This is a genomic window from Peteryoungia desertarenae, from assembly GCF_005860795.2.
In the GTDB taxonomy this organism is placed as follows: domain Bacteria; phylum Pseudomonadota; class Alphaproteobacteria; order Rhizobiales; family Rhizobiaceae; genus Allorhizobium; species Allorhizobium desertarenae.
Genome location: NZ_CP058350.1, coordinates 1,678,650 through 1,702,787, shown reverse-complemented (window position 1 = coordinate 1,702,787; position 24,138 = coordinate 1,678,650). Strand labels below are relative to the sequence as shown.

The window sequence follows — 24,138 nt, the reverse complement described above, 5'->3', positions numbered from 1 at the left end:
TTTACCACTTCATTATTGCGACAGCAAATGCTATGCACTTATGACGAATAGGTAAAAAATAGCGATCGACATGACCAATCTTGGTGATCTTGAAGTCTTCGTACGGGTCATTGCCGCCGGCAGCATGTCGACAGCAGCGCGCGATCTCGGCCTGTCTCCGGCGGTGGTATCCAAGCGGATAAAGCGGCTGGAGGACAAACTCGGCACCCGGCTTCTGCAGCGGACGACCCGGCAAATATCGTTGACGGAAGCCGGTCAGGGCTTTCACGAACGGGTTCTCTCGATTCTTGCAGGCCTTGAAGAGGCCGAAGCCTATGCCTCTGGCCGTTCATCGGAAGTGAACGGGATTTTGAAGATCTCGGCCCCCACCTCGTTCGGTCGCCTGCATGTGGCCCCTCACCTCAAGAGCTTCATGCGGGCACATCCGGATCTTGCGATCCATCTCGTTTTATCTGATGAACTGACCGATATCGTTGGCGGTGGCTTCGACCTCGCCATTCGTATCGCGGAACTGACCGATTCCTCTCTGGTCGCAAAACGGCTGGCGCCGGTGCGACGACTGCTCTGCGCGTCTCCCGGTTATCTCGCCGAACATGGCATACCGGAAACGATCGAGGATCTCAAAAGCCACCGATGCCTGCCGGCGCACAACAATGATTCCTGGCGGCTTGAGGGACCCAACGGGCCCGTGACCCTTCGCCCGGAAGGCAGCCTGATCACCAATTCGAGCGAAGTGATCCGCGAAGCGGTCATCGGCGGGCTCGGCATTGCGCTGCGTTCCACCTGGGATGTCGGCGGAGAACTCAAGACTGGGCAACTCGTCCAGGTGTTGCCGGCCTATGAAAGCTCACGCAATGTGGCGCTGTCCGCCGTCTATCCAAGCCGGCAGTTCCTGCCAGCCAAGGTGCGTCTGTTTATCGATTATCTGGCGGAGCTTTATGGGCCAGTGCCCTACTGGGATCTTTAGAGAGATCCGCCAGGCGCAACACCCCAGAAACCCTGTTTGCGAGCATGAAGCCGTCGAAGTTCGGTCATGAAACTGCGATGGTCAGTGAACCCGGAGTTTTCGGGCAGACGCGGTTCCAGGCGGTTGAGCGCAATCAAAGCCGCCGCCGCATCGTCATAGGCCGACACCATGGCCAGTTTCAGAACGTCTGACACGATCGTCCGGTAAAGCAGTGTTGCAGCCAGCGGATCGACTTCGGACAGAGTATCGGCAGCGGGTAGCAGTACATTCGTATGACGGCCATCCCAACGGTGCTCGTTGTCGAAGACGTGGCGGACCGCGAGATCGAGACGTGGCCAGGCGATCAGGAATTCGAGGGCGCTGTAGATATCCTCTGACGTGTGCACCAGAAGCAGCGCCCGATCCATTTCATCGAATTCGGCAAAATCATCGAGCTTCGACAGATAGAGACGCAGGATGACCGGATCGAGCGTATCGGCGAATTCCTGCCAACGCAGTGCCTGGGCGTCGTCCTTGCGCTTCAGTTTTTCCAGGACGTCCGCCTCCAGCAGGCGGCGCTCGCGTTCGTCGAATTCAGGTCCTACAGATGCCATGACGCCATTGACCGACAGGAGGCGGATCGGCTTCGGGCGAAGTTTCAACCAGTCCAGAGCCTCCTGATAGCGCTGCTTGTCGAAAAGAAGACGGGCTATGGCGAGACTGTCGCGGCGGTTTTCCGGCTTGCGGTTTTCGAGTTCAACATAGGCATCGACATCACCGCGATGCAAAGCGAGACGTTGCAGCAGATCGAGAGCGCCGAACTTTCCGGGCTCGGATGCAACTGTGGCCGCCAGAACCGATGTCCACTCCCCTGCAGCAGCGCCAGACAGTCTTGTCACAAGCGCCTGCAGGAAATCGATATGCTCTCCGTAGCGATCCCTGAGACGGAGTTTTTCGATGAGAGGTACGAGTGAAACCTGATCGGCTGGCGCCAGCGACTGGATCAGATCGAGAGCGGCAATTTCGGCATCATCAAAGACCTTCCAGAGCCGCGCACTGTCCACGACAAGCCGCGAGGAGATCGGAAAGCGCAGGGCGAGAAACCGCACGATGCGTTCGGCGGCACCAAGCGGGTCGCTGCCGCCAAGTTCGGAGAGGATTGAACGGGTGAGTCCGGCAAAATCGACGGCCAGATCCTTTGCTCGTGCCTTGTTGATGCGGGTTGTGGCCTGATCAATCAGGTCCAGACGGCGATCAATCATACGTGACATTTCGGCAGGGCCTGCTTCGCCGGCAAGAGCCGTTTGCAGTCTTGCCTTTAACGCCTTGTTGGCAGAAGCCTCTTCGAGCAAGATGTCGATCAGTTTATCGATCCCGAGGGCGTGGAGCCCCTTGCGGTCGAGTTTTGCGCGCGCCTGCCGGGCCATGATGTTCCCGTTTTAGAAAATGATTGCCCTATATCGGACGCAAGTGACGATGCGGCAAGGCAAAATCCGAATATGCAAACGCTTCTCAGCTTCGGTCTGCATGCCGCCTGCGGATCCGCCGAACAACGAGCCAGACGGCCAACACCGCAATCGGGACCGAAAGACCGGTGATGATTGCCGGATCGAAAGGCAAGAGGTCGGGGTTGATCGCCTTGGCCGCATAGCCGACAAGGCCAACGATGTAATAGGAAATGGCAGCGACCGAGAGACCTTCGACCGTCTGCTGTAGCCGTAATTGCATTTCCGCGCGGCTGTTCATCGTGTTGAGCAGATCGGAGTTTTGTCGCTCAAGCTCGACATCAATCCAGGACCTGACCAGTCCCGTGGCACGGGAAAGCTTGCGCGACAGGTTGGCTTGACGTTCCTCGACGGACTGACAGGTCCGCATGGCCGGCGCCATTCGGCGCTCAAGGAAGGAGCCCAGCGTTTCAAACCCTGGCACCGGCGTTTCATCGAGCGACTTGATGCGCTCGCGAACGATGCCGTCATAGGCACGGCTTGCGCCAAAACGATAGAGGCTCAGGGCGGCATTGGCCTCAAGTTCCGCGGCAAGGCGGGTAATGTCACCGAGGATTTCGTCTGCCTCCTCCCGCGCGCGCAGCTTCATGCGCTGGGTAGCCGCTGTCAGGCCATCCTCGATCCGGCGGATTTCCGGTGAAAGGGTCTGGGCAAGTGGCAATCCCAGCATGGCCAGCGTCCTGTAGGTTTCGATGTCCAGAAGACGCTGGACCACGGCGCCCCTTCCCGCTTCCGTCAAGGCGCGGTCAATGACAAGGATCTGGGTCAGACCATTTCCATCCTGTCGGAAATCGGTCAAAACTGAAGCCTGGCCGTTTTTCAACGTGCTGTGGCAAAGGCTTGCCGGGTCGAAAATGGCAAAGGCCTCCTCAGTTTCCTTGCCCTCCGGACGCAGTTCAAGCCGGATACCGGAGATCAGCGAGCCCGGCGCCTTGAAGCCATCGCCAAAGGGATGCACCGGCACTTCGCCGCCAAACCTGTCCGGCAAAGGCGCATCCCAGAACCAGGTCGAAAACTCGGTGTGTCTCTCCCAGCGCAAGGTGCCCTGCCCCCAGGGCAAGGCATGATGGCGCGCCTGCGGCTCTGGCGGCGCAATGCCACGGGCGCGCGACAATTCGGCGATGGCCGCGTGGTGCACGCTTGCGCCCCCATCCATCATGAAGGCGAGCTGGAAGATAACCCGACCGGATTGCACCAGCACATAGGGTCTGGCGTGGATTTCGCCGAGAGCCAATGCCCGTTCCGGCGCTACCGGAAATGCAAAATCACCCTTCGCCATTATCTTGTCCCCTCCTCGTCCACCTGAAATAGCAAAGCACCTATAACGCGCAGATGTCGAGTGTCTCGAAAAAAGCAAATCTGCGCCACGGTGTCACGGAGTGACGATCAAAGTGGACAATTAATTTGACCAATCTGCTCCAAGCTTGATAGAAACGCTTCAGGGAGGCAGGCGTGAGCACCGGTGAAGACAAGCTATTTTCGGAGATCAACCATAGCCGCACAGCCGATGAGGTTGTTCAGCGGATCGAGCTGCTGATCCTTGAAGGCGTCCTGCGCGACGGCGACAGGCTGCCCGGGGAAAGAGATCTTTCGCAATCGCTGGACGTTTCCCGCCCCATTTTGCGTGAAGCTCTCAAAGAACTTGAAGCGCGCGGCCTGCTGGTCAGCCATCACGGCGGCGGCACCTATGTTGCTGACATCATTGGCCAGGTGTTTTCCAGGCCCATTACCGATCTCATTTCACGCCATGCGAGAGCAACCCGCGACTATCTGGAGTATCGCCGGGAACTGGAGGGGTTGACGGCAGAGCTCGCCGCCCAGCGCGCGACCGAGACGGACAAGGCGCTCCTTTCACGCATCATCACTGACATGCGCGCGGCCCATGCCAGTGGCAAGCCGGAGGAGGAGCTCTCTGCCGATGTCGAATTCCACAATGCCATCGGCGAGGCGGCACACAACATCATCCTGCTGCACACGATGCGTGCCTGCTACCGACTGCTGTCTGAGGGCATCTTCTTCAATCGCCGGGCCGTTTTTGCCTTTCCGCATGCGCGGGAACGGCTGCTGGAACAGCATATAGCGATCCATGACGCTGTGGTGGCCGGAAACGCACCGGCTGCCAAGGCGGCCGCCCAGGCACATATCGACTTCGTCATACAAGCGGTCGAAGCGGCCAATCGGGCCGATGAATGGGGACGCGTCGCCAAACTGCGTCTGATCCAGCGCGATCAGAGTTCCAACAACGGACGCAGTCTCAAGACACCACCCAGCAACAAAACGGAGGGCTCGGCATGAGCATTGAAGCCTCAGGCAAGCCTAGAGTCGGACTTTTTGCCACCTGTCTCGTGGACCTTTTCCGTCCGAGTGTCGGGTTCGCTGCCGCAAAGCTGATCGAGGAGGCCGGATGCGAGGTTCATGTGCCGCTCGCCCAGACCTGCTGTGGCCAGCCGGCCTATAACTCCGGAGACACAAAGGACACGCGCGAGATCGCCCGCCAAGTGATCGAGGTGTTCGAGGGGTTTGATTATGTTGTAGCTCCATCCGGCTCCTGCGGCGCCATGCTGAAAAAGCATTATCCCGACCTCTTCAAGGGCGATGCGAAATGGGAAGCGCGATGTCGCCGGTTCTCGAACAAGGTGTTTGAGCTTGTGTCCTTCCTGACAGATGTTCGCGGCATGACGGGCGTGGCCGCAAGACTGGACAAGAGTGTCACCTATCATGACAGCTGTTCAGGCCTTAGAGAGCTTGGCATTGCCCAGCAGCCACGCCAGCTTCTTTCAACAGTTGAGGGGCTTAAGCTGAAAGAGATGGCTGGATCCGACGTATGTTGCGGCTTCGGTGGGACTTTCTGCGTCAAATACTCCGATATCTCGGCGACCATCGTATCGAAGAAGACGGCAACCATTTCCGCCACCGGTGCGGATATGCTGCTGGCTGGCGACATGGGCTGTCTGATGAACATGGCGGGCAAGCTTAAGCGCGAAGGCTCCGCGATGGAAGTACGCCATGTGGCCGAAGTGCTGGCCGGGATGACGGACAATCGGCCGATCGCTGGCTCGGGCAAATAGAGGGATCGGGAGGAGACGCGCATGCAGTTTACAGCACCGCAGTTCAAGCAAAATGCTGCCCGGGCGCTTGTCGATCCGCAGCTTCAAAAAGCGCTGAACAATGTGGAGAAGGGCTTTATCGCCAAGCGGGCGGCAGCCGCAGCCGCCTTGCCCGAATTCGATGCCCTGCGCGACAATGGTCGCGACATCAAGAACCATACGCTGGCTCATCTTGACCTTTATCTGGAGGCTTACGAGGCCAAGGTGAAGGAGGCGGGTGGACAGGTCCACTGGGCGGAAGGGGCAGAAGACGCCAGACAGATCGTGCTCGACATCTGTCGGCGCACGGGCGCCCGTACCGTCACCAAGGGCAAGTCGATGATCACCGAGGAGATCAATCTCAACGAGTTCCTCGAGGCTCAGGGCATCGAGCCTGTCGAGACCGATCTGGGTGAGTACATCATCCAGCTGCGCGGGGAGCATCCGAGCCACATCATCGCGCCTGCCGTACACCTGAACAAGGAGCAGGTGGAAGAGGATTTCCGCCGCGTTCACACTCATCTTCCGGCTTCGCGGGACCTGACTGCGCCCGAAACACTGTTGGCAGAAGCCCGTCAGGTTTTGCGTGCGCGATATTTTCAGGCCGATATCGGCATTACGGGAGCCAACTTCCTGATCGCGGAAACGGGAACCTCCGTTATCGTGACCAATGAGGGCAACGGCGACCTCACTCAGTCATTGCCGCGCGTACACATTGTCGTCGCCTCGATCGAAAAGATCGTGCCGACGCTAGAGGATTGTTCGCAGATCCTGCGCGTTCTGGCGCGGTCTGCAACAGGCCAGGACATATCGGTGTATACGACGTTTTCGACCGGTCCTCGGCGGGATGAAGATCCAGACGGGCCGGAGGAGTATCACGTGATCCTGCTCGACAATGGCCGCACCGCCATGCTGGGCAGCGAGTTCCAGGACATGCTCCGCTGCATTCGCTGCGGTGCCTGCATGAACCACTGTCCGGTTTATCACGCGGTGGGCGGGCACGCCTATGGATCAGTCTATCCCGGCCCCATGGGTGCGGTTCTAACCCCTTCCCTCTTTGGTGTCGACCAGTCAGGCCATCTGCCGAACGCGTCAACCTTCTGTGGGCGATGCGAAAGTGTCTGTCCGATGCGCATTCCTCTGCCAAAGATGATGCGACACTGGCGTGAGCGCGAATTCGAGCGGCATCTCAATCCGGCAACGGCGCGATACGGGCTTGGTGTCTGGGCTTTCTTCGCCAAGCGACCCAAACTCTATCGCAGCCTGACGGGTATCGGCGCGCGCATGCTGAACATGATCGGCGGCGCCAAGGGGCGCATTTCCTCGCTACCGCTGGCCTCGGGCTGGACCCGTCATCGGGACCTGCCTGCGCCGGAGGGCAAGACCTTTACCGAGCAGTGGGCGGCGCGGCAGGCGGCAGGCAAGGGAGCGTGACCATGGACAAGCGCAGCGCAATTCTTGCCAAGATCCGCCATTCCTTGAAAACGACCGGGGATGACGAAAGCCGTCGTGCGGCCATCAAGTCGCGGCTTGAGAGCCATCCCAAAGGGGTCATTCCGGCACGCGGCCAGCTTGAGCCAGATGCGCGGCTCGACCTGTTTCAGGCAATGGCTGAAAAATACAATGCATCGGTCGAAAGGATCGCGCATCTTTCCGAGCTTCCCGAAGTTACAGCTGCCTATCTCAAGGCACGCAATCTGCCGGCTGCGATCCGCATTGGGGCCGATCCAAGACTGGCCTCTGCGCCCTGGTCCGAGCAGCCTGTACTGGAACTGCGACATGGCGCATCCGATGGCCAGGATCTGGTCGCCGTGAGCCATGCCTTTGCCGGCATTGCCGAGACCGGGACGCTCTGCGTGCTTTCCGGTCCTGACAATCCGGTTACACTCAACTTCCTGCCCGACCACCACATCGTGGTGCTCACCAAGGATGATGTGGTTGGCGACATGGAAAGCATGTGGGAACGGCTGCGTGCGAAACAGGGTGGCGAGATGCCGCGAACGGTCAATCTGATCACCGGCCCTTCCCGCTCTGCGGATATCGAGCAGACCCTGTTGCTCGGGGCGCACGGACCGCGCGCCCTGCATATCGTCGTGGTTGAAGGCGGCAGGCACTAGAGACAGACATGTATCAGGATCTGTTGCTGACGAGCAGAAGCTCGATGCGTCGCAATTCGCGAATGATGCGGTCGGCCTGCATCTGCGGCATCAGGCTGAGCTTGAGCTGAAGAGATGCAAGCAGAGCGACGGCACCGCCAATTCCCCACTGGATGGCAGAGAGTGTCTCGACAGCCTGAAACATTTCGATCAAGCACCAGACCCCGACACCAAACAGGATGATCTGGCTGACGATGATGACCCAGGTCACCCAACCCAGCTTGCCGCGAAACTGGCTGAGCCCCAGGGCGAAGTAGCCCAGTTCCTCGGTCTGGCCGAGCACATCGCGGTCAGCACCCTTCAGCGCTTCACGGATCATATCGTCAATCTTGGTCATTGAGGTCTCCTTCAAGACTATTCCGCAACTTCTGGCGGGCATGCATCAAACGTGACTTTACGGTGCCGGTCGGAATGTCGAGGGACAGGGCGACTTCGGCAACGCTCATTTCTTCGAGGTAAAACAGCGCCAGGACCGCACGATGGGCCGGATCGAGCTGATCAATCATGGCCCTCACAGATACAGCATCCGGATCAGACGGGGCCTGCGCTGAACCCGCAAGCCCCACCTCGACCGACCATTCACTGGCAAGCTTTCGCTGTTTTTGACGATCGCGGATGATGGCAGCCACCCTACGGCTCACAATCCTCATTGCCCAGGGCAAGAAGGCCGTATCATCCACGAGCCGTGGCAGCCCGCGGATGATCTCGATCCAGGCCGCCTGAACGGCGTCTTCGGCCATCTCCCGTGAGCGCAGGAGACGTGCTGCATGCGCCAGCAAGCTCGGTGCGGACAATTTTGCGAGTTGCGCAATGGCATTTTCGTCGCCTGTTCGCGCCGCTGCGGCCAGATAGCGATAAAGAGCACGTTTTCGGGGATCTGAGCCTGTCATTGTCTGCCATTCATCACTTTCGACATGGCATAGTGGTGGAAACGCCGCATTTGGTTCACCTGTAGTGCATTCTTTTGCATCAGGACGGAATATCGACCTGGGTCAAACTGCAGCGGAAATCACTGGTTTTAGAAATTTTTATCTAAAAACTTGGAACACTTCCCCTTCTGGTGCATTATTAATCCGCTTCATACGAACGAATTTTCTGAGTGGGGAATATGACACCAAATACTGACCCGCATGAGACGCCTCGTATCGCGCTTGTGTCCACCCATGGTTATGTTGCGGCACATCCGCCTCTTGGAGCCGCCGATACCGGCGGCCAGGTTGTTTACGTGCTTGAACTGGCGAAAAAGCTCGCCCAGCTGGGCCATAAGGTCGATGTTTACACCCGACGTTTTGAAGATCAGCCGGAAATTGACGAGGTGGACGAGAATGTCCGCGTCGTCCGCATCCCCTGCGGCGGGCGGGATTTCATTGCGAAGGAATACCTGCATCGCTACCTGAACGAATGGAACGAGAAGGCGCTGCGCTACATCAAACGGGAGGGGCTTTCCTACCTGTTCATCAACAGCCACTACTGGGATGCCGGTGTTGCCGGCCAGCGTCTTTCAGAGGCACTCGGCATTCCGCACATTCATACACCGCACTCGCTCGGTATCTGGAAGAAGCGGCAGATGGAAACCGACTATCCAGAGCGGGCGGACAAGTTTGAAGAAGAATTCAACTTCAAGGAACGTATTCAGCATGAGCTGATCGTCTATCGCAGCTGCCAGCTGGTCATTGCGACAACGCCGATCCAGCTCGACATGCTGACAGAAGACTATGGGCTTGCTCGCAATCGTGTCCACATGATCCCGCCGGGCTATGACGACAACCGTTTCTATCCGGTCTCGGAATCGTCGCGCCAGATGATCCGGAACCGTATCGGCTTCACCGGCAAGACCGTGCTTGCGCTCGGTCGACTGGCAACCAACAAGGGTTATGACCTGCTGATAGACGGTTTCTCCGTGATGGCAGAGCGTGTGCCGGATGCAAGACTGCACCTTGCACTGGGCGGTGAAAATCTGGACCCGCATGAGCAGAAGATCCTGGACGAACTCAAGTCTCGGGTGAAGGAACTGAAGATCGAAGACAAGGTCGACTTCTCCGGCTTCATCGCCGACGAGGATCTGCCGGATTACTACCGCGCCGCCGATATGTTCGTCCTGTCGAGCCGCTATGAGCCATTTGGCATGACGGCGATTGAGGCCATGGCGAGCGGCACGCCCACGGTGGTTACTGTCCACGGGGGGCTTTTCCGCGCGATCAGCTATGGACGTCATGCACTCTTTGCCGATCCCTTTGACAAGGAAGATCTGGGCATCACCATGATGAAACCCTTCAAGCATCAGCGGCTTTATGGGCGTTTGTCGCGCATGGGGGCTCACAAGGCGCGCAGCCTCTTCACCTGGACCGGAATTGCCCAGCAACTTGTGGCTCTCGTCGAGGGTCGGCCCGTTGCGCAGGCTTTGGAAGAGACGGACTGGTCCGAACCATGGAATGACGGCGATTGAAACCGGTTCGTCTCTTCTCATCCGATATCGACGGAACACTTGCCGGAGACCGCAAGGCATCTGCTGAGTTCGCCGGCTACTGGGCAAGGCTTGAAGCAAAAACACGCCCGCTTCTCGTCTACAACAGCGGTCGTCTGGTTGAAGATATTCTTGCTTTCACCGCCCAAGAGGGTCTTCCGGCACCGGACTACGTGATCGGAGGTGTTGGGACGATGGTCCACAGCAACGCCGAACGGTCCCTTGCCGAGGAGTATACTCATAGGCTTCGTGAGGGCTTTGACGTTGCCGCAATCAATGCACTGCTTGAAAGCATGGAGCGTTTGACGCGCCAACCCGAGCGTTTTCAGCATGATTTCAAATCGAGTTGGTTCCTGCATGGCGCGACAGCGGAAGATATTGGGGAACTGGAACAGCAGATTGCCAGTTCGGGCATCAAAGCACGGATCGTTTATTCCAGTCAGCGTGACCTCGACGTCATTCCAAAGGTCGCGGACAAGGGACAGGCTTTGACCTGGCTTTGTCGACGGCTTGGCATTGGTCTCGATGAAGTGCTCGTCGCTGGTGATACCGGCAATGATCGCGGCATGTTCGATCTACCGGATGTCAGGGGCATCATCCCGGCCAATGCGCTCCCTGAACTGGTCAGGCTGACGCAGGAAAACCGGCGTATGGTCCACACACAAGGTCGCGAAGCCTTGGGTGTCATCGAAGGTCTGATGCGCTTCGGGGTAGTGACGAAAACGTGACCGGACAAGGGTCCGAAAACGGCAAGCCATCGTCAATCGGACATACTATGCCGCTTTCTGGTCCCTGTACCGATTCGCCGCTCATTGAGGGAGCGGTAACCAGGACCGGAAACACAGAGACGCGACTTGCAATCGTCTTTGATTGGTGACGCAATGATGCTTTCTTAATTTAGCGAATCGAGGTGGAATTCCATTGGGTATCTTCGAGCGTATCGCCTCTGAAATCAAACTGATGCTGCGACGTCCACCGCGGCAGCAGTTTGCCGCGATCTGCTTTCGCAGGCAGAAGAAGTCAGGAACCTTGGAGGTCCTGGTTATTACCAGTCGCGATACAGGCCGCTGGGTCATACCCAAAGGCTGGCACATGAAGAGCAAGTTGCCACACGCGATCGCTGAACGGGAAGCGTTCGAAGAGGCGGGCGTGAAGGGCAAGGCTCAGCGCGAACCACTCGGTCATTACACTTACCAGAAGCGGATGAAAGGTGACTTGAAGGTTCCTTGCCGCGTACAGGTGCATGCGCTTGAAGTGAAGGATATGGTGCGCGACTTCCCGGAGGCGGGGAGCCGTGTGCTGGACTGGGTCAGCTGCGAGGAAGCAGCCGCACGGGTCGATGAACCCGAACTGAAGGCACTGTTCCTGGAATTTGGAAAAACGGTGCCACAAAGCCGAAAAAAATCGGTACAGGCCGCATAAATCGGCACTGTCACAAAACTGTCATATTGAAGGCCGGCCCCAAGAAGATTAGGGGCTTTGATTGCCTTCGTTGATGCGGCGGCAGAACCATTCGAGCCGCTCCGACTTCAAGATCCAACAGAGGACTGAAAAGAGGGAGTGGACACAGATCCGCCCGGGAAGACTTCAACCATGGCCAAATCCGTCCCCAAACTCGTCAAGCCTACGCTCGATAAGGATCTTGACAAGATTGCTTCCGTCGAAGAAGCGACCCAGCACGTGTCACGCGGTTTCGTGCCGGTGGGGATCGGCCTGATCTTTCTGGTTCTGGCGACCGTTCTGGCGGGTGCCTCGGTCATGGACCGGCCCGGCGCCGCAATCATCATCGCGGCGGCTGCCATTGGCGCCTATATGGCCATGAACATCGGCGCCAATGACGTGACGAACAATGTCGGCCCGGCGGTCGGCTCCCGTGCAATGAGCATGGGGGTGGCGCTCGGAATTGCAGTCGTCTTTGAATCTGCGGGCGCGATGATCGCGGGGGGCGATGTCGTCTCGACGATTTCGCGGGGTATCCTTGATCCGAGCATGGTCGCAAGAGCCGATGTGTTCATATGGGCGATGATGGCGGCGCTTCTGTCTTCCGCGCTCTGGATCAACCTTGCGACCTGGCTCGGTGCGCCGGTCTCCACAACCCATGCCGTCGTCGGCGGCGTGATGGGGGCAGGTATTGCCGCCGCCGGTCTGTCTGCCGTCAACTGGCCGGTGATGGCCGGAATCGCCGCAAGTTGGGTGGTTTCGCCGGTCCTTGGCGGCATTATTGCCGCGCTGTTTCTTGCCTTTATCAAGGAATTCATCATCTACCGGGAAGACAAGATCTCATCGGCACGCCGATGGGTTCCGATCCTGATCGGCATCATGACCGGCGCATTTGCCGCCTATCTCGCACTCAAGGGGCTGAACAAGATCATTGCCATCAGCATGGGCCAGGCACTGCTGATCGGCGTCATTTTCGGAGTTGCGGCCTGGTTCGGCAGCGTTCCGCTCATCCGGCGCCAATCAGAAGGTCTTGAGAACCGCAACCAGTCCCTGCGTAAACTCTTCCGCTATCCGCTCATTTTTTCCGCAGCATTGCTGTCCTTTGCGCATGGTGCCAATGATGTTGCCAATGCCATCGGCCCCCTCTCGGCCATCGTCCATGCAGCGCAGTCGCGAGAGGTCTCCAGCGCCGTCGCGATACCTTTCTGGGTCATGCTGATCGGCGCTGTCGGCATTTCGCTTGGCCTGCTTCTCTTCGGACCGCGACTGATCCGCCTGGTGGGCGAGCAGATCACCAAGCTCAATCCGATGCGGGCCTATTGCGTGTCTCTCTCGGCAGCGGTGACGGTCATCATGGCCTCGGCGCTTGGCCTGCCTGTCAGTTCCACGCATATCGCCGTTGGCGCGGTCTTTGGCGTAGGCTTCTTTCGTGAATGGTATACCCGCAACTCCAAGCGCCGCATCGCCTATATGCAGATGAAGTCCGGGCGCTACGAAATCGAGCCCAAGCCGGAACGCAACCCGGAGGAGTTGCGGCGACGCTATCTGGTGCGGCGTTCGCACTTCATGACAATCGTCGCAGCCTGGATCATCACGGTTCCGGCATCAGCGACCCTTGCGGGGATGTTGTTTTTGGTTATGTCTTTCCTCGCCCTTTGACCCGACAGACTGTCTGAAGGGGACACAAAGTCCAAAGCCACCTCGCGGAGGCCGCAATGCGCGCGAATTATCGGATGCAACGCCTGTTCGTCGAAGCCGAACTGGTCGAAGCGAGAGCTTTTGCCACAACGCCAGAACAGTTTAACTATCTCGCCAACGTGCTGCGCCTGCAGGAAGATGCCGAGCTTCTCGCCTTCAACGGTCGGGACGGCGAGTGGAAGGTGAAGGTCAGCTTTCCGACGCGCAAGAAGATCGATCTGGTCCCTGTCGAGCAAACAAGACCTCAGCCTGAAGCGTCGGACCTGCATTTTCTCTTTGCACCCTTGAAAGTCGGTCGCATGGATTATCTGGTGCAGAAGGCGGTCGAAATGGGGGCCGGCATTCTTCAGCCTGTTGTGACCCAACATGTCCAGGGCAAGATCGGCAGCATCGAACGCCTGCAGGCGAATGCGACCGAAGCGGCAGAACAATGCGGGATACTTTCCATCCCGGAAGTTCGCGACGGTGTGAAGTTGAGAAACCTGCTGGAGAATTGGGACCCGAAGCGACGGATCATTTTCTGCGACGAAGACAGCGGAACGCAAAACCCGGTCGAGGCGCTGGCCGAGGTGAAAGACAGATCGCTGGCGCTGCTTGTGGGCCCGGAAGGCGGATTTTCCGAAGACGAACGTCAGTTGCTGAGAGGATTGCCTTTCGTCACTGCAATTCCGCTTGGTCCTCGCATATTACGGGCCGACACGGCCGCCGTTGCAGCACTTGCGGTCGTTCAGGCGACCATTGGCGACTGGCATTAACCGCGTCACGACGCGTTACTTGCGCTATCCGTCGCTTTTGGTTTTTTGACCTCAGCATGAGAGTTTTTCACTTGCACAGGAAGAAATTCCGGTTCAATCACCAGATCGATTGGCTCGGTATGCCTGCCGGGCATGCCGATTGACGCCCATACAAGGTTTGCTTCATGGCCCGCGATACGACAGACCAGCGCCCGCTTGGCAGCATTGACGACATGGCCGCTTATCTGGCCGAAGGCAGCAAGTCGAAAGAGGCATTTCGGATCGGCACCGAACACGAGAAATTTGCCTTCTATCGCGCTGATAACAGCGCGGTTCCCTATTTCGGAGAACGAAGCATTCAGGCACTGCTGCATGGCATGCAGGCAAAGCTTGGCTGGGATCCGATCATGGATGGGGACAACATCATCGGGCTTGGCGAAAAGTCCGGCATGGGGGCCATTTCCATCGAGCCGGGCGGCCAGTTCGAACTCTCCGGTGCACCGCTTGAGACGCTGCATGAAACCTGTCGCGAATCCAACCTTCATCTGGCCGTGCTGCGCGATGTGGCGGAACCCATGGGGATCCGTTTTCTCGGCCTCGGTGGCAGCCCGAAATGGACGCTGGATGAAACGCCCCGCATGCCGAAATCGCGCTACGGGATCATGACCCGCTACATGCCCAAGGTTGGCAGCCAGGGTCTCGACATGATGTACCGCACCTGCACGATCCAGGTGAATCTCGACTTTGCGTCGGAAGCGGACATGCGGCAGAAGATGCGAGTGTCGATGAAGCTGCAGTCGATTGCGACCGCACTTTTTGCCTCGTCCCCGTTCACGGAAGGAAAGCCCAACGGTCTTTTGTCCTGGCGCGGGAATATCTGGCGCGACACGGACAATCAGCGCGCAGGCGTGCTGCCCTTCACCTTCTCGAAGGACTTCACATTCGGCGACTATGTTCGCTGGGCGATCGACGTCCCGATGTATTTTGTCGTTCGTGACGGGCGCTATCATGACTGCACACACATCACCTTCCGCCAGTTCATGGATGGCGCTCTGAAGGGCGAAATTGCAGACTGGCAACCCCAGCTTGGCGACTGGACAAATCATCTTTCCACGCTTTTTCCTGAAGTCCGCCTGAAGCGGTTTCTTGAAATGCGCGGTGCCGATGGCGGACCATGGCGTCGTATCTGTGCTCTTCCTGCCTTCTGGGTCGGACTGCTTTATGACGATGCCGCCCTTGCGGCGGCTGATGAACTGACAGCCGACTGGACATTCGAAGACGTCGTTTCCATGCGCGACGCCGTGCCCGCGAAGGGTCTTGCCGCCACCATCCAAGGGCGCGAGGTAGCAGCCGTTGCCCGCGATGTCATCGCGATCTCCCGTCAGGGATTGATGGCACGCGCGCGTTTGAACGGCGAAGGCCAGGACGAAAGTGTCTTTCTCGGGCCGCTCGATGAAGTGGTTGCCAAGCGCACCACGCTCGCCGACGACCTCCTGTCTCTCTACAATGGTCGCTGGAACGGCAGTGTCGAACCGGTGTTCGAAGAATACCAGTATTGACGTTTGTCACGTCTCCAGGCGTTTTGCGGGGACCAACGGCATCATACGCGCTCTGAACCAAATAGCTGTTTGCGGACAATGATTTCGCGCTATAGTGCTTCAGCGGGACTGAATGCATCGAGGAGATATGCGAAATGATGCCACTGTTTGACATGATGCTTCAGGCGCAAAATGGCACGGCCATGGAAGCGATGGCGAAGCAGTTTGGCCTTGCCCAGGAGCAGACGGCGAAGGCCATGGCCGCGCTCATGCCGGCCTTTTCCTCCGGCCTGAAGCGCAACGCCACAAACCCCTTCGACTTTTCCAACCTGATGTCCTCGATGACGAGCGGGAATTATGGCCAGTATTTTGAGGATCTGAGCAAGGCCTTCACGCCACAGGGGATTGCCGATGGCAATCAGGTATTGGCACAGCTCTTCGGCTCGAAAGACGTCTCGCGCGCGATAGCGGCTCAAGCAGCCCAGATGACAGGGATCGGTCAGGATGTCTTGAAGCAGATGTTGCCGGTCATGGCAGACACGATCATGGGCGGCCTGTTCAAACAGACGACAGGGCAGATGGCTCCCGCCAACATGTTTACCGGAACACCCATGGGTCCGATGGTGCAGCAGTGGCTAGAAGCGTCCGGTTTTGCTCCCAAGGCACCGCCAAAGCCTGAGATGAACCTCTTCGACAATCCGTTCACTCGCGCCTTTCAGGAGATGATGGGACAGCAACAGAAACCGGCCCCGGCAGCAGGCAACGGGAACCCGTTCATGGATAATCCCTTCGCCAAGGCCTTTCAGGATATGATGGCCGCGGGATATGGCGCAAAACCTGCGGCGGAAACACAAAAGGCATCTGCCAAGCCAGCGGAAACAGATGTCCAGAAAGGCATGACAGACCTGGTCAACGCCATGTTCGACAGTGGCCTGGAGGTGCAGAAAAGCTACCAGAAAAACATGGAGCAGATCTTCGACACTTATCTCTCCAATGGAAAGGCAAGTGCAGAGCCTACGGCCAACGAGCCCTCCCCCACTGACAAATGATGTGGCAAGAGGGCGGATAATCGTTCCCACTCCCACATGACGCCAAACTTTGTTCAAACAAAAAAGCCCGGATGAGCGGGGCGCGCTATCCGGGCAGGCTGCAGGGTCCTTGGCTTGACCCTGCGGGAATGGAAGAGTTGGTCAGCACATGCGCGGGTTCCGCAGCGACTGCTCTGCCCTTGAACGGGCCAGACGCCGGAGCTGGGCGGAAGGATCGTCCGCATAGCCGGTCGAACGAAGCAGATCCTGAACATCGGGCCTCGTGAGGCCAATATCTGCCAGCACATGATCGTCCAGTTCGGCAATGCGGTTCACGGTCCAGCGATTGCGGAGCGCGATCCGAAAGGCATTGAGGCTGGCGACAATATCCTTGAGACGGGCTGCAAGGCTGAGCTTTGTGATTGGCAGGTCCAGTTCAATCATCCGTTCGGTCGTGCGCATGACAATTCCTTTCGAGAGAGCACGAGTCAGTGTACCGGGCCGCGACAGCGGTCAGGCGATGGAGGTTTGAGGAACGAGGGGTGGCCGAAACGGCCATCGGTGATTTGCAGGATGACAATGGCGAAAGCATATTGATCAGTCCAACGAATGTTTCTAATAGTAACCATCAGCTCTCCTTATAGGTAACCCTCATGTCCGCGCCTCTCGACATCGACCAGTTGCAGACCTTCATCGCCATCGTGGATACCGGCAGTTTCACCAAAGCAGCCGGGCGGGTGTTCAAGACCCAATCTGCCGTGTCCATGCAGATGCGGCGGCTGGAGGAGCGCATTGGCAAGCAACTCTTCGTGAAGGACGGGCGCGGCAACCGGCTTTCGGTAGAGGGCGAAAAGCTACTGAACTATGCGCGGCGGATCATCCGGCTGAACAATGAGGCTATTGCCGCCTTTGACGACAACCGGCTGGAAGGCACGTTACGTATTGGCACGCCTGACGATTATGCCGACCGCTATATGCCGGAAATCATAGGGCGCTTTGCCAAAACCCACCCGCAGGTGGAGCTTTACATTGTCTGTGAGCCCTCCGTGGACCTCGTGGAGAAAATGGCCAAGGGTGAGTTGGATATCGCGCTGGTCACGCATAACCCGCTTCTGCGCCAATCCGATGTCGTCAGGACCGAACCGCTTTGCTGGGTGGCATCGGCAAACCATCCGCTCAAGGAAGATGCGCCCGTGCCGCTTGCGGTGGGGCGACGCGACTGCAACTGGCGCCAATTGGCCTGTTCTGCCCTTGATGCCGACGGACGCGAGTATCAGATCCTGTTCACGAGCTGGTCTTCGACCGTTGTGGCGGCGGCTGTTCTTGCCGGCATGGCCGTATCCATCCTGCCGGAATCTGCGCTGCGTACCGGCATGAAGGTCCTGACTGCAGCCGATGGCTTTCCCCCGCTTCCGCCAGTGCAGATCGGCCTGATGAAACGCTCTGGCTTATCCACCTCATTGGTGAATGCGATTACCGACCATATCACCGCATGCCTGGACAATATCACGCCGACCGCCGTGGAGGACGATCTCGACAGCGACGTGAAGGGCCTGCCGCGCTTTTATCCGCGGCTTCGACCAGGCAATATGATCCCCGGCTGGTGAAACTGATCCCTGCCTTCTCCGGCATAGCATAGTGTCAGTGTGTCGCGATGCTGCGAATTCGGGCGCCGATCATTTCGCCAAGCGCCCTTCCGTTTCGTCCGACCAGCATGCTGAGATGGTTACCAGGAACAACGGTCCAGTCCGCTTCGGGAAGATAGGGTTGCCATGCAGGTCTCGCCGGACATTCGACCGGGGAGCCGGCCCTTGAAACATAGAAAGAGACCTGGCCTTCAAAAGGTTGAGGGACATAAAGACCTTTCATCCGCAACAACTGCGCTCCTTCCGCGCTGTATCGCGGCGGCATACCCGGCACCCAGAATGGCGAATGACGGTGATAATCGGGATGATGCGGATCCATGAAACGGAATGTCAGGCGATGACCGAGCCTTGAGCCGCCCTGCAGCATCAGTCTTTCCGACGGTATATCCCCCATTGCGCTTGGTTACTCCTGCACCGCAGGCCGTTTCGAGCGCAAATGGCGCAGGCGGGACCCGATCTGGCGACCGATAATCCGACTCATAAGCGTAAGCCATTGGCGGAACTCATTGTTATGATCGCTCAGCGGTGTGTCGAGCATAGCGAGAAACTCGACGCACTCGCCCTCGGCCACCAGTGTTCTTGCCAGCTCCAGAGCGCATATACCGCCGAACGAATAGCCGAGCAGCCGGTAAGGCCCCTTGGACTGTCGGCTACGAATGGCAGCAATTGCAGTTTTCACTTCATCTGCCACGGTCGGCGCGTCAGGCGGAGAACGTTCAAAGCGGGTGAGGCTAATCCCGACGATCGCATCCGGCAAATCCATACCCGAAAACAGATCCTGCATTTCCAGGAAACAGCTCGCACCGCCAGCACAGACGAAAAGCGGCTTGTCCGGCGCTCCCGCCTTCAACATTATGAGCTTGCTCTTCGGCAACACGTTACCGTCGCTCATCGCCTCCGCAAGCGTTCGAATGGATCGGTGCTCATAGGGGAGATTGACGTCAAACTCCACACCCGTGCGAAGCCAGAACTCCCGCATGACACCAATGAAACGGTGTGCATTCAGGCCCTGCTCAAGCAGATCTGCTTCCGGGTCGAGTGGCTTTCGAAGTGCTCCTTCAAATATTTCCTGAAGCAGGTCTTTCAACAGGAGCCACCAGTTATCGTTTTGCTACCAATGAACAATCAACCCAGCAGCCGCTACCGTAGGTCCAAGATCAGGTGCAACCATTGGCAAATCTAAACGACAAAAGAGCACGAGTTTCTAAAATTAGTGTAGCAGCCTGAGGAGAACTGTGAGTTGAGCCAACCAATTTGAGTTCTGACCAACTGACCCGGAAGTTCACTCACGAGATCAAACATTGTCTGAAACCCGCCTGCTGGACCGTCGGGCAGTTGAACTGACGTCTTCACGCGCCCTTTCGCGCGCAAGGTCAAAAATCTGAATACCATTCTCCGGTCGACCACGCCCACGCCATTTCGGGTGCTGCAGCGTGAAGATCGCGTCGTCATAGCCGGCCTTCCAGTTTTCCTCGACAGAGGCTCGGGAGAACTCCGCGTCCATGGCATGGGAATCGAAGGCCGCCAGCCGATGGATCAGATGCACGATGGTGACATCATATTCGATGCCGATCGATCGGAGCAGCTTGGCATCCTGATCATCCTGCAGTTCGGGCGGCAGCTTCTCCAGAAGACGCTTGGCGGCCCGGCGAACGAGCTGTTTGCGGGTGAAATCATCCGTATTCATGCGGGTTCGACTGGAATAGCGGATTTCCTTGGTTCGGGAGTCGACCTCCAGCATGTCGCGCGGCATGCAGCCTTTGGCCGAGAACAGATCAACCTGGAAAATGCACAGGTCGCCCTCGCTTCCATCGGCTGCCAAAACATATTGCAAAGGCGTGTTGGATACGAGGCCGCCGTCCCAATAATGTTCTCCATCAATCTCGATGGGCGGAAAACCGGGCGGTAAAGCGCCAGAAGCGGCGACATGTCGAGCGTTGAGACGAATGTCCTTGTTGTCGAAATAGGCGAAGTTTCCGGAACGGACATTTACCGCACCAAGGCTCAGCCGAGTTTCTCCGTCGTTGACGCGATCAAAGTCGACAAGGCGTTCAAGCGTTCTGATCAGCGGCTCCGTGTCATAATAACTGATCTTGAAGTCGGGATTGAGCAGAAGCTGATAGGGTGTGGCGATGCGCGGGGAAAAGAAACCGGGCACCCCTATCATGGTGCCACTGAACACGGCCCAATCCTTCAACAGACGCTTGCCAAAATCATCCTCAGGGACGTGAGCGTAGTTGAGGCCAGACGAAACCATTTCCCAGAAGTCACGCAGACTGGCGACGCGACGGTTCTTCGGGTTGCCGGCTATGATTGCGGAATTGATCGCTCCGATCGAGATGCCAGCCAGCCATTCCGGCTCGATGCCATGCTTGTGCAAAGCCTCGAACGTACCCGCCTGATAGGCGCCCAGGGCACCACCGCCCTGGAAGACGAGAATATTGCGAGCTGGGCGCATGATCGAAGACTCCTCGGCTGAAACAATGACAAGCGCAGCATTGATGTCTTCAACATGGTGCATTGCGGCAGAAATTGCACCCGGCGGACCATGAATTCTTGGTTATCGCGATACAAGCACCGGGCCGCACAAGTGCGGCCCCAAATGGTCGATGAAACCTGCCCATCAATGAAGATCGAGAACGACACGACCGTCGATCTTGCTTTCTTCCATAAGGCTGAAGATCTCATTTATGTTTTCGATCTTGTCCCATGAAAAATGTGAGGTGACCTTGCCTTCCCCGGCAAACTGCAGGCTCTCCTCCAGATCCTGGCGCGTGCCGACAATGGAGCCACGGACCGTGATGCGTTTCAGGACGGTTTCGAATACTGGCAGGGATATGAAACCTGGTGGCAGACCCACCAGCGCCATTGTGCCCTTGGAGCGCAAGAAGCCATAGGCCTGCTCCATCGCCTGAGGCGACACTGCGGTCACCAGCGCACCATGGACGCCGCCTGTGGCTTTCTGGACCTGCTCGATGGCATCTGCGGCCTTGCCGTTCACCACGACATCCGCACCAAGATCCTTCGCAAGCTTCAGCTTGTCGTCAAAGATATCGGCGGCAACCACATGCATGCCCATGGCCTTGGCATATTGAACCGCCATATGGCCAAGGCCACCGATCCCGGAGATTACAACCCATTCGCCGGGACGAACTTTTGTTTCCTTGAGACCTTTGTACACAGTCACGCCGGCACAGAGCACGGGTGCTGCGGCACCGAATTCCAGATTGTCCGGCAAGCGGCCTACATAATCGGGATCAGCGAGGCCATATTGGGCGAAGGTGCCATTTACGGAATAGCCCGTGTTCTGCTGGCTGCCGCACAGGGTCTCCCAGCCTGTCCGGCAAGGATTGCAGCATCCGCAAGCGGTGTGAAGCCATGGCACACCGACACGGTCGCCCTCCTTGATCCGAGACACGCCGGCCCCTAGCTTGGCGACGTAACCAACACCTTCGTGGCCGGGAATGAAGGGCGGATTCGGTTTCACCGGCCAGTCGCCATTGGCTGCGTGCAGGTCCGTGTGGCAGACACCGGTTGCCTCATATCGGACCAGGATCTGGCCTGGACCGGGTTCGGGGATCGCCATCTCCTCAATGGCAAGCGGCTTGCCAAACTCACGTACGACTGCGGCTTTCATAGTCGATGCCATCACTCTCTCCGTCGCGAAACAAAGTCTTTGTGCCATTCCCCAAGGCAAATCCGTGCTGCTTTGGGTGTGGGGGCAGACTATGCGCGGCAGGCGAGAGGTCAGTTGATCGGCATCAAACGGCGGAAAGTTTCATGAAACTGTCATGCCTGGCTCGTTCGACGGCATCGAACACAGGTCGGGAGATAGAGATGTTGCGCATTGTCAGGATCTGTCTGCGCTACGTCAAAGATCGACCGTCTTCCGGCAATAGCCAAACACCTGCCGTGGGAAGAAAGGCGGACGATGCGCTGGGTGCGATGGTCCGCACTGGAGTGTGTGTACCGGGAGCCCCTGACTCACGAAGCGCGATACTACGACTGCCCATAAGGGCCATCGTTTCTCGTCTAGCTGCTGCTCAAAGCCACCTCAATTCAAGCGGCGCCGGGATAGTTCGGGCTTTCTCGCGTGATCGTTACGCCATGGGGATGGCTTTCGCGCAGTCCGGCGCCGGAAATGCGCACGAATGTTGCCTTCTCCTGGAATTCCTTGATGTCTTTGCCGCCTACATAACCCATGGCAGCCTTGAGGCCACCGGCCAGTTGGTGAAGCACGGCCGAGACAGGTCCTTTGTAGGGAACCTGGCCCTCAATGCCTTCCGGCACAAGTTTAAGGGTATCGCGCACTTCCGCCTGGAAGTAGCGATCTGCCGATCCTCGCGCCATGGCTCCAACGGAGCCCATACCGCGATAGGCTTTGAACGAACGGCCCTGGTAGAGATAGACCTCACCGGGGCTTTCATCCGTACCGGCGAGCAGCGAACCGACCATGACAGCGGATGCACCGGCAGCGATTGCTTTCGCGACATCGCCCGAGAACTTCAGGCCTCCGTCAGCGATCACCGGGATGTCGTGCTTGTTGGCTTCGTCGACCGCGGCCATGACGGCGGCAAGCTGGGGCACGCCAACGCCTGCGACAACGCGGGTTGTGCAGATCGAGCCGGGGCCAATGCCGACCTTGACACAGTCCGCACCTGCATCGATCAGCGCCTTGGTACCCTCGCCCGTCGCCACATTGCCGGCAATGATGCGGATGGCATTCGACATCTTCTTCACATGCGCCACCGCATCGAGCACCTTCTGGGAATGGCCATGGGCGGTATCGACGACGATAACATCGACACCAGCATCGATCAGGCGTTCGGCTCGCTCCACCCCATCATCCCCGGTCGAGATTGCGGCCGCCACGCGCAAACGGCCCTGTACGTCCTTGGCAGCATGGGGATTGAGCTGCGATTTTTCGATGTCCTTGACCGTGATCAGGCCGATGCAACGGCCCTGATTGTCAACAACCAGCAGCTTCTCGATGCGGTGGGCATGCAAAAGGCGCTTGGCCTCTTGCTGTTCAACGCCATCCTTCACCGTCACGAGGTTCTCACGGGTCATCAGCTCGTAGATCTTCTGGCTCGGATCCGAGGCAAAGCGGACATCGCGATTGGTGAGGATGCCGACGAGACGACCGGGACGCGCTCCGTTTTCAACGACAGGGATACCGGAAATGCCATGAGCCTTCATCAGGGAGAGCGCTTCGGCGAGTGTCGCGTCAGGTCCAATCGTCACCGGATTGACGACCATGCCGCTTTCGAACTTCTTGACCTGACGGACCTCTTCAGCCTGCTCTACCGGCGTCAGGTTGCGGTGGATCACGCCCATGCCGCCGGCCTGGGCCATGGCGATGGCAAGCCGGCTCTCCGTGACGGTGTCCATGGCCGACGACAGGATCGGCAGCGACAGATCGATGTCTCTGGCAATGCGTGTGGCGATGTTTGTCTGTCCCGGCATGATTTCGGAATGTCCGGGCTGCAACAGCACATCGTCAAAAGTAAGCGCTTCTGCGCCGGTTGCCGATACTACGATGCGTGCCATGGCCAATTCCTTCATTTGAAAAAGGGGAACCTACCGGAGCGAATCTTCACCCGGTCATCCCTGCAAAACTGCTTGGAAGTTGGCGAGGGCTGGTAACACGTTCATGACAGGAAGGGAATAGAAAAACTACGACCCAGTGCGACTGGTGGTCAGCACGAAATGAAAACTCCTCCAACCCAATAAAAAAAGACATCCCTAATATACGATTTTTAAAAATAAAGCTGTTACAGAGGCAGGCCTAACATTTTCACAGGGCTCATTGCCACGTCAGCCGTGTCCGATGATCAAGGCTGAAGCAAGGCTTGGATGGCTCTAATAAAAAGCGGTAACGGCGCGTCAGATTGCTG

General features: G+C 58.0%; 23 protein-coding genes. 13 read left to right on the top strand and 10 right to left on the bottom strand.

Translation table 11 applies throughout. The features are described from left to right. Positions 1-70: 70 nt before the first annotated feature. On the top strand, positions 71-967 hold the full coding sequence (locus tag FE840_RS08030) for a LysR family transcriptional regulator (RefSeq protein WP_138285373.1): 897 nt from the start codon (positions 71-73) through the stop codon (positions 965-967). Here FE840_RS08030 and FE840_RS08025 read toward each other — a convergent pair. Both FE840_RS08025 and FE840_RS08020 read right to left on the bottom strand, forming a co-directional pair. Next, positions 964-2,373, bottom strand: a complete 1,410-nt coding sequence (locus FE840_RS08025) for a DUF6880 family protein (RefSeq protein WP_138285374.1) — start codon at positions 2,371-2,373, stop codon at positions 964-966. The genes FE840_RS08030 and FE840_RS08025 overlap by 4 nt on opposite strands. Before the next feature lie 85 nt (positions 2,374-2,458). Beyond that, on the bottom strand, positions 2,459-3,730 hold the full coding sequence (locus FE840_RS08020) for a DUF3422 family protein (protein WP_138285375.1): 1,272 nt from the start codon (positions 3,728-3,730) through the stop codon (positions 2,459-2,461). Positions 3,731-3,903: 173 nt separating this feature from the next. On the opposite strand from FE840_RS08020, the gene FE840_RS08015 reads away from it, so the two are divergent. The 4 genes from FE840_RS08015 to FE840_RS08000 are packed head-to-tail and all read left to right on the top strand — an operon-like array spanning position 3,904 to position 7,654. After that, positions 3,904-4,746, top strand: coding sequence for a FadR/GntR family transcriptional regulator (locus tag FE840_RS08015; protein ID WP_138285376.1), 843 nt, complete (start codon positions 3,904-3,906; stop codon positions 4,744-4,746). Continuing rightward, positions 4,743-5,519 (top strand): (Fe-S)-binding protein, encoded by a 777-nt coding sequence (locus FE840_RS08010; protein WP_138285377.1) that lies wholly within the window; start codon positions 4,743-4,745, stop codon positions 5,517-5,519. The genes FE840_RS08015 and FE840_RS08010 overlap by 4 nt, the downstream gene beginning before the upstream one ends. Before the next feature lie 21 nt (positions 5,520-5,540). Further along, complete coding sequence (locus tag FE840_RS08005) at positions 5,541-6,971, top strand: LutB/LldF family L-lactate oxidation iron-sulfur protein (RefSeq protein ID WP_138285378.1); 1,431 nt, start codon at positions 5,541-5,543, stop codon at positions 6,969-6,971. Between the two features lie 2 nt (positions 6,972-6,973). Continuing rightward, a complete protein-coding gene (locus tag FE840_RS08000; protein ID WP_138285379.1) occupies positions 6,974-7,654 on the top strand; it encodes a LutC/YkgG family protein in 681 nt (226 codons plus the stop codon). 13 nt (positions 7,655-7,667) lie between these two features. Here FE840_RS08000 and FE840_RS07995 read toward each other — a convergent pair whose 3' ends face one another. Both FE840_RS07995 and FE840_RS07990 read right to left on the bottom strand, forming a co-directional pair. Then, positions 7,668-8,030: a DUF6768 family protein gene (locus tag FE840_RS07995; protein ID WP_138285380.1), complete on the bottom strand. Its 363-nt coding sequence runs from the start codon at positions 8,028-8,030 to the stop codon at positions 7,668-7,670. Then, positions 8,017-8,583, bottom strand: coding sequence for an RNA polymerase sigma factor (locus FE840_RS07990; protein ID WP_138285381.1), 567 nt, complete (start codon positions 8,581-8,583; stop codon positions 8,017-8,019). The genes FE840_RS07995 and FE840_RS07990 overlap by 14 nt, the downstream gene beginning before the upstream one ends. A 218-nt stretch (positions 8,584-8,801) precedes the next feature. Between FE840_RS07990 and FE840_RS07985 the strand changes: the two genes are divergently transcribed. From FE840_RS07985 to FE840_RS07955, 7 genes are all read left to right on the top strand, one after another. Then, the gene (locus tag FE840_RS07985; RefSeq protein ID WP_138285382.1) at positions 8,802-10,139 is read left to right on the top strand and encodes a glycosyltransferase family 4 protein; all 1,338 of its coding nucleotides are present in this window, start codon (positions 8,802-8,804) and stop codon (positions 10,137-10,139) included. After that, positions 10,136-10,885 (top strand): HAD-IIB family hydrolase, encoded by a 750-nt coding sequence (locus tag FE840_RS07980; RefSeq protein ID WP_138285383.1) that lies wholly within the window; start codon positions 10,136-10,138, stop codon positions 10,883-10,885. Before FE840_RS07985 ends, FE840_RS07980 begins: the two co-directional genes overlap by 4 nt. 193 nt (positions 10,886-11,078) lie before the next feature. Next, the gene (locus tag FE840_RS07975) at positions 11,079-11,579 is read left to right on the top strand and encodes an NUDIX hydrolase (protein WP_425502190.1); all 501 of its coding nucleotides are present in this window, start codon (positions 11,079-11,081) and stop codon (positions 11,577-11,579) included. Between the two features lie 171 nt (positions 11,580-11,750). Next, on the top strand, positions 11,751-13,256 hold the full coding sequence (locus FE840_RS07970; RefSeq protein WP_138285384.1) for an inorganic phosphate transporter: 1,506 nt from the start codon (positions 11,751-11,753) through the stop codon (positions 13,254-13,256). A 56-nt stretch (positions 13,257-13,312) separates the two neighbouring features. Continuing rightward, positions 13,313-14,050, top strand: coding sequence for a 16S rRNA (uracil(1498)-N(3))-methyltransferase (locus FE840_RS07965; protein WP_138285385.1), 738 nt, complete (start codon positions 13,313-13,315; stop codon positions 14,048-14,050). A 164-nt stretch (positions 14,051-14,214) separates the two neighbouring features. Further along, positions 14,215-15,588 (top strand): glutamate--cysteine ligase, encoded by a 1,374-nt coding sequence (locus FE840_RS07960; protein WP_138285386.1) that lies wholly within the window; start codon positions 14,215-14,217, stop codon positions 15,586-15,588. Between the two features lie 134 nt (positions 15,589-15,722). After that, the gene (locus tag FE840_RS07955; RefSeq protein ID WP_138285387.1) at positions 15,723-16,616 is read left to right on the top strand and encodes a DUF937 domain-containing protein; all 894 of its coding nucleotides are present in this window, start codon (positions 15,723-15,725) and stop codon (positions 16,614-16,616) included. Between the two features lie 141 nt (positions 16,617-16,757). Here the strand turns inward: FE840_RS07955 and FE840_RS07950 are convergent, their stop codons facing one another. After that, positions 16,758-17,057 (bottom strand): YjiS-like domain-containing protein, encoded by a 300-nt coding sequence (locus FE840_RS07950; protein WP_138285388.1) that lies wholly within the window; start codon positions 17,055-17,057, stop codon positions 16,758-16,760. 191 nt (positions 17,058-17,248) lie between these two features. On the opposite strand from FE840_RS07950, the gene FE840_RS07945 reads away from it, so the two are divergent. Further along, positions 17,249-18,202 (top strand): LysR substrate-binding domain-containing protein, encoded by a 954-nt coding sequence (locus FE840_RS07945; RefSeq protein WP_138285389.1) that lies wholly within the window; start codon positions 17,249-17,251, stop codon positions 18,200-18,202. Between the two features lie 34 nt (positions 18,203-18,236). Here FE840_RS07945 and FE840_RS07940 read toward each other — a convergent pair whose 3' ends face one another. From FE840_RS07940 to guaB, 5 genes are all read right to left on the bottom strand, one after another. After that, complete coding sequence (locus FE840_RS07940) at positions 18,237-18,635, bottom strand: hypothetical protein (protein ID WP_138285390.1); 399 nt, start codon at positions 18,633-18,635, stop codon at positions 18,237-18,239. A gap of 9 nt (positions 18,636-18,644) precedes the next feature. Continuing rightward, entirely contained in the window at positions 18,645-19,328 is a 684-nt protein-coding gene (locus FE840_RS07935; RefSeq protein ID WP_246318871.1) for a thioesterase domain-containing protein, read from the bottom strand. Between the two features lie 207 nt (positions 19,329-19,535). Continuing rightward, the gene (locus FE840_RS07930; protein ID WP_138285391.1) at positions 19,536-20,699 is read right to left on the bottom strand and encodes a patatin-like phospholipase family protein; all 1,164 of its coding nucleotides are present in this window, start codon (positions 20,697-20,699) and stop codon (positions 19,536-19,538) included. 165 nt (positions 20,700-20,864) lie between these two features. Beyond that, positions 20,865-21,890, bottom strand: coding sequence for an alcohol dehydrogenase AdhP (gene adhP / locus FE840_RS07925; RefSeq protein WP_138285392.1), 1,026 nt, complete (start codon positions 21,888-21,890; stop codon positions 20,865-20,867). 410 nt (positions 21,891-22,300) lie between these two features. Further along, positions 22,301-23,791 (bottom strand): IMP dehydrogenase, encoded by a 1,491-nt coding sequence (gene guaB, locus FE840_RS07920; protein WP_138285393.1) that lies wholly within the window; start codon positions 23,789-23,791, stop codon positions 22,301-22,303. Positions 23,792-24,138: the final 347 nt, after the last annotated feature.

What these genes read in the sequence shown, in the direction of transcription:
- FE840_RS07955 (WP_138285387.1), top strand. Translation starts at nt 15,723, where the DNA reads ATGATGCCACTGTTTGACATGATGCTTCAGGCGCAAAATGGCACGGCC.
- FE840_RS07930 (WP_138285391.1), bottom strand. Translation starts at nt 20,699, where the DNA reads ATGCGCCCAGCTCGCAATATTCTCGTCTTCCAGGGCGGTGGTGCCCTG.
- FE840_RS08005 (WP_138285378.1), top strand. Translation starts at nt 5,541, where the DNA reads ATGCAGTTTACAGCACCGCAGTTCAAGCAAAATGCTGCCCGGGCGCTT.
- FE840_RS08010 (WP_138285377.1), top strand. Translation starts at nt 4,743, where the DNA reads ATGAGCATTGAAGCCTCAGGCAAGCCTAGAGTCGGACTTTTTGCCACC.
- FE840_RS07995 (WP_138285380.1), bottom strand. Translation starts at nt 8,030, where the DNA reads ATGACCAAGATTGACGATATGATCCGTGAAGCGCTGAAGGGTGCTGAC.
- FE840_RS07940 (WP_138285390.1), bottom strand. Translation starts at nt 18,635, where the DNA reads ATGGGGGATATACCGTCGGAAAGACTGATGCTGCAGGGCGGCTCAAGG.
- FE840_RS07945 (WP_138285389.1), top strand. Translation starts at nt 17,249, where the DNA reads ATGTCCGCGCCTCTCGACATCGACCAGTTGCAGACCTTCATCGCCATC.
- FE840_RS07950 (WP_138285388.1), bottom strand. Translation starts at nt 17,057, where the DNA reads ATGCGCACGACCGAACGGATGATTGAACTGGACCTGCCAATCACAAAG.
- guaB (WP_138285393.1), bottom strand. Translation starts at nt 23,791, where the DNA reads ATGGCACGCATCGTAGTATCGGCAACCGGCGCAGAAGCGCTTACTTTT.
- FE840_RS07985 (WP_138285382.1), top strand. Translation starts at nt 8,802, where the DNA reads ATGACACCAAATACTGACCCGCATGAGACGCCTCGTATCGCGCTTGTG.
- FE840_RS07970 (WP_138285384.1), top strand. Translation starts at nt 11,751, where the DNA reads ATGGCCAAATCCGTCCCCAAACTCGTCAAGCCTACGCTCGATAAGGAT.
- FE840_RS08025 (WP_138285374.1), bottom strand. Translation starts at nt 2,373, where the DNA reads ATGGCCCGGCAGGCGCGCGCAAAACTCGACCGCAAGGGGCTCCACGCC.
- adhP (WP_138285392.1), bottom strand. Translation starts at nt 21,890, where the DNA reads ATGGCATCGACTATGAAAGCCGCAGTCGTACGTGAGTTTGGCAAGCCG.
- FE840_RS08030 (WP_138285373.1), top strand. Translation starts at nt 71, where the DNA reads ATGACCAATCTTGGTGATCTTGAAGTCTTCGTACGGGTCATTGCCGCC.
- FE840_RS07965 (WP_138285385.1), top strand. Translation starts at nt 13,313, where the DNA reads ATGCGCGCGAATTATCGGATGCAACGCCTGTTCGTCGAAGCCGAACTG.
- FE840_RS07960 (WP_138285386.1), top strand. Translation starts at nt 14,215, where the DNA reads ATGGCCCGCGATACGACAGACCAGCGCCCGCTTGGCAGCATTGACGAC.
- FE840_RS08000 (WP_138285379.1), top strand. Translation starts at nt 6,974, where the DNA reads ATGGACAAGCGCAGCGCAATTCTTGCCAAGATCCGCCATTCCTTGAAA.
- FE840_RS08020 (WP_138285375.1), bottom strand. Translation starts at nt 3,730, where the DNA reads ATGGCGAAGGGTGATTTTGCATTTCCGGTAGCGCCGGAACGGGCATTG.
- FE840_RS07990 (WP_138285381.1), bottom strand. Translation starts at nt 8,583, where the DNA reads ATGACAGGCTCAGATCCCCGAAAACGTGCTCTTTATCGCTATCTGGCC.